Raw genomic sequence first — 5,389 nt, forward strand, 5'->3', positions numbered from 1 at the left:
ACTGATAAAGTTGCGGATAAAATCAGCAAAGTTTTATCTTATTCTGTGAAAAATCCTATGATCTTCATGGTTCCTACTATGACCACGAAATCAGCCGATACGAATCATACCAATGGAGCAGACTGGCTTGCAAATGAGCCTAACCTGGCCCCGGAAAGATGGGGTAGAGGAGGCAAAAAATCACCTTTTGATCCTTGTCCTGAAGGATGGAGGATTCCTGATGTAACAGGTGTTTCTAATACAAGCGTGGGAGCAACTCCTTTTTATAAACCTACTGCTGGAGCAAGCATTCCTAACAATTATGGAGGAACAAGAATCAACAGAAATCCTTACAGTTCCGCAGCTATTGGATATACTTTTGGTGATCCTGCTTATAATATAGGAAGTTTTGCCAATCTGGGAGTAAGAGGAGGTAGAAATACCATAGAAGCCACCCCTGCCGCTCCGGATTTCAATGCTATCGATTACGTTTATGGAGGCTTTTGGTTAGGAGCTTTAGGTTCCAATTATACAGGAAGAGCATTAAGAACGGAGATACAGTACATCGGGAACTACTTAATTCCGTTTAGCAGTAATGCTGATCCGTACTTTGCCCAAAACTGCCGTTGTGTTAAAGTAAAATATGATGAAAACGGAAATGAGTTAGGCCCGATTCCTAAACTACAGGTTACTTCATTATCTGCGGCTAAAGCTACTAATGTTTTAGCCAAATCAGTAATTGAGGATAAAATAACCCAGAATAAGTTTGAGTTATTCCCTAACCCTGTGAAAAGGATATTATACATCAAAGGGAATGAGAGGGTTAAAGAATATTATTATCAGATCTATAATACTGCAGGAGAGATGGTAAAATCGGGTAAGTTTGAAAATGAACAGATTGATCTTTCTTCTTTACTATCCGGAGCTTATTTAATACGAATTAACAACTCGGAAACCATAGTGAAGATTATTAAAGAGTAACATGAATGCATGTGAAATTTGGAACCGCCTCAAAAACTGAGGTGGTTTTTTTATAGAGTTAAGGGCCTGTTTTAGAATTTTTTTTTTGAAAATGATTTCAATTTATTGTCACAAGGATATCTGAATACGTTTTAAAATTAATCAGCAATAATTTTTTATAATTAATTTAAATTTGAACATGTAAAGTCTGAAAGATCGAAGCTGTCATTTACTTTTTCGAGTACAATGGCAGTTTTTTATAATAAATTGACTTTATGAAACTGTAAATCACTCATTTTTGATTTACCTACTCTGTTTTTCAAAAACACAATCTCTCTATTGTGGGATATCTTTTTTTTTATAATTTTGTTAATGATTTAAAGATCAGATTTATCTGTCTCTTTAATTATTTAAAAACACATAACAGGAAAACTCAAATAGATAAACATGAAAAAAAATAAATACGTTCTACATATGGGGATATTATATTCTTTACTGCCTATGAGCCCCACTCATAAGGACTTGATTTAATCACGCTTTTTTCCAGATAATAAAATAGGAAATTCCACTTTTTAATTGTAGAGGTTGGGATTGGAATAGTTTTTTAAATTCTATTTAATTCCTAATATTATTTGGTCTATATATTCATTTCACCCCTCTAAAACACTTTTAATTCTATACGTATGAAAAAAAAATCGACCTTAAAGATTTTTGCTGCAGTACTTTGTATTGCTTCGTCTCATACCTGGGCAAGGGCAGTATCTGTCCCCAGACCTGTTGAGACCAGTATTGGATTCAAGCATAAGGACGCTTTACCCCCAAGTTCCTATGATCTTGATCCGCTTATCATCATTTCACAAAATGTGAATGAGAAGGGATTGGTAATTATGAAAGGAAACTTTCAAAAACCGGCTACCGCAGGAGATGTAAAAGTTACTATTAAGTATAAGGACGCCCAGAACAACTGGATCTCTGTATGGTGCAAAACTTTTGCAGGTAATTATGACTATGACGAAGATCTAACAGCTAATTTTGAGTTACCACAATCAGCTCTAGCTTCACATTCTGTAAAAATCGAACTGAGTTCTAATGAAACGGTAACCAACTGGTCGTCTGTTGTATGGAACAAGACAGTAAGCCATTACAGACAATCGGATTATGTCTATGGAAACTGTGACCTAGATGAAAACCAGTACACCATTCTGTTTACGCCTAAAAAAAACGGAACTGTTGTATATAATCCTAACGGAACGGTTTCAGGAGTAAAGGATAGGGTAACTTCCCAGCATTTGGTAAGGAAACTTGATGATATTGTTTTGTCATTCCAGGGCAACGCGACATTAGATAATTCCAATGTTAATTCGCCGGTGGTTAATATTACAAATCCGAATAACCTTCCTACGATTGCCAGTTCTCAAAAGTATATTTATCAGAATAGTGATACCAGTCCTTTCGAGTTCTCTTATCATGATCCGGTATATATGTTTGCAGGAAAGTTTTCCAATGAAAGTTTCTTTATCAACTTCAGCAACTGGTTTTTACCAGCGGATCAGGGAGGTGAAGCCTGGGGTAGGGGATATCTTGATTTTACAAATCCTAATGCTCTTGTCAATCGATATTATAATCTTTATAATTACATCAATGAAAAGCTGGGTGATGTATTTACCAATCAGCAGCCAGTTGTTATTGTGATCAGTAAAGTCACCGGATTAAGAGTATATAAAGCCAACGGCGAATATGTTTCTCTTTCTGCCATAAGTAATTATAATACAACGAATGATTTTGGGTATCCGCCGCTTAATAATAAGCAGAGAGGTCCTGGTTCTGAAAACTTTTCACTGAGTAACACTTCTCAGGCATCTTTGTATGGTGTTGGAGCTATCAGAAACAGAAAAGTAATTGCCAGTTGGAACGGTCCGTCAAGACCTTTGATGGATATCGAAAGCGAGATCAATAAGTTTATAAAGTATGTGGGGATTTTTACCAACCCTGTTACAGAAGAATGCCCTGTTTCTTGTTTTACCATCAACTCTGGAGCTGTATCTGATTATGCAGACTGGTCTAAAGCACCAAACAGCTATATCTTCACAGGTAAGGACAAGAAAACCAACGCAGATGTAGACGGTCTTTATATCCCTGTAAAAAAGGCATATGAAATGTGGAATACCAATCCTCTTATGGGCGGAAGTCCTATCCCGACGGGTACTGTGACTGCAGATGTATATTGGGAAGATATCCATGGATTAATAAAATCCGGAGACAATTACAGCCTGGAAATTATAGGATCCGGAGAAGATGCTAAAATAAAAGTTCCGATTAATAAGACTAAGGAAGGAAATGCAGTCATTGCTTACAAAGTAAACGGAGAAATCTTCTGGTCATGGCATGTTTGGGTTACTGATGACCCTACCAACGGCTCCACTTATAAGAGTTTTGATGGCGTAAAAAGACAAAAAAGTGATGGAACAGTAGAATTAATTCCTGATTCAGATTGGGGATGGATGGACAGGAACCTGGGTGCTCTAAGTAATACCATCACCGGAACTGAATTTAACAAAAATGGAGGTCTGCTTTACCAATGGGGACGAAAAGACCCGATTCCTCCATTGGCATACAAAGGAAATGACTTTTACGAAGCTTCCGGATCTGTAGGAAGAATAAGACACAGACAGTCCAGGAATATGGCGAATGGTTCCCAGAAGATCGACAATTTAATTAAAACAGTAACCTTATCCAATGCTACAGTTCCTAATAATATCCGTTTATCTGTTAAAAATCCATTAAGCTTAATTTATGTGAACAAAGATGATAATTCTGGTCAGGCTCTTTATAATAACAATGCCAATCTTCAGGTAAACTGGTTTGGTAATTCTGCTACATTACCTCCGAATAGATTAAGTGAGTTAAACTTATGGTCTGATAATTCAAAAGGCTTTATTACAAGCGGAGATTATAATAGTGATAACAGCGCTAATCCGTATAGAGATAAATCATCTTTTGACCCTTGTCCTAACGGATGGAGAATCCCTTCTGTATTGGTTTCCAATTTAGGGAATGGAAGCTATATTGATGATTTAAGAGTAGATTTCAGTCCGTTTGGTATTAAGAATAATATATCCATCAATACTTTTGAAGCCAATAAGTATCATATCATTAAACCTAACGATAATAATACTCCGGATTTTATGAAAGGGTTCAAAATCTATAACAATGTGGGGGTAGACCTTAGTAATGTAGGAGGAAATAATATGGGGCTATTCCCAGGTACAGGCGTTCTGGTGAGAAATTACCATGAAGGGCAGTACACGGATCAACACGAAACGTATTTATGGACTGCAACAATGCCAAAATGGTTTGATGCCACCCCTGTAGTATCAGCCAGAGGCTTCCGTATGATTCCTGACAGAGATCAACCGGATGTTCCTGATCCTTCTTTACCTTCTATTACAGGAAGATATCAATATTATCCTATTGGTACTGGAGCAACTTCCGGAGCTAACGGATGCAGATGTATTAAAGACCCTCTGTATGAAGTAAACAATTATAATTTCCCTACCGAATTCTTTAATAATGCAGTGGAATATGCTGAAGGCTTAAACAATCCAAACTCGTATACGATTGTGAAAAGCACTGTAGAATCTACCATCCAGATTCCAATCAGTAAGGCTTTTTCTGCTCAAAGCAAACTGCTTAACAATCCTGATATTTTAAATCCATCAAACTTCAATGATCTGAAGGTTAATGTATTGTGGTCTACTGCCACAGGCTTAATCAGTAATATTGCATTGTCTAATGCTGCTCCTGCTTCATTAGCTGATATTTCCAATACGAATATCAATGTTAAAATAGCTCCAAACCAATCAGGGAATGCTGTTGTTACATTACATAATGGAAGTATCACCAACCCTATTTACTGGAGCTGGCATATCTGGGTAACCAATACGCCTATCAGCTCTGTTACCTATGTTACTGAATTACCTAACCAGGCTGCTGTTAATTATATCAATTACATCAAGCCTGGTGAAGTTATCAAAACAGAAATAATGGATAGAGACCTCGGGGCTAATCAGGCTATTGCAGAAGCTAATAAAACGACTTCTACCGGAGGATTACACTACCAATGGGGTAGAAAAGATCCACTGCCTGTTTTTGTAAATGCCAACAGAAACTCAGCACCTGTTTATTTAGGGACTGTACAGTCAAATGGCACTGTTACTTATAGCACACTTTCTGCCGCAACGTATTATTCAGATTCTTACCTTAAAAAGTATCCTGATTATTCTGTACAGGCGAATGTATTGACTACTGATAAAGTTGCGGATAAAATCAGCAAAGTTTTATCTTATTCTGTGAAAAATCCTATGATCTTCATGGTTCCTACTATGACCACGAAATCAGCCGATACGAATCATACCAATGGAGCAGACTGGCTTGCAAATGAGCCTAACCT

General features: G+C 37.0%; 1 protein-coding gene and 1 pseudogene. Both read left to right on the forward strand.

Features of this window, described 5'->3' with window-relative positions:
• Window positions 1–960 (forward strand): T9SS type A sorting domain-containing protein (locus BBH99_RS09275; protein WP_131799206.1); only part of this gene is annotated, 960 nt, incomplete at its 5' end.
• A 662-nt stretch (window positions 961–1,622) separates the two neighbouring features.
• Window positions 1,623–5,389 (forward strand): annotated as a pseudogene (locus BBH99_RS09280) (hypothetical protein); the annotation flags it as partial.

This window comes from Chryseobacterium contaminans (assembly GCF_001684955.1).
Taxonomy (GTDB): Bacteria; Bacteroidota; Bacteroidia; order Flavobacteriales; family Weeksellaceae; genus Chryseobacterium; species Chryseobacterium contaminans.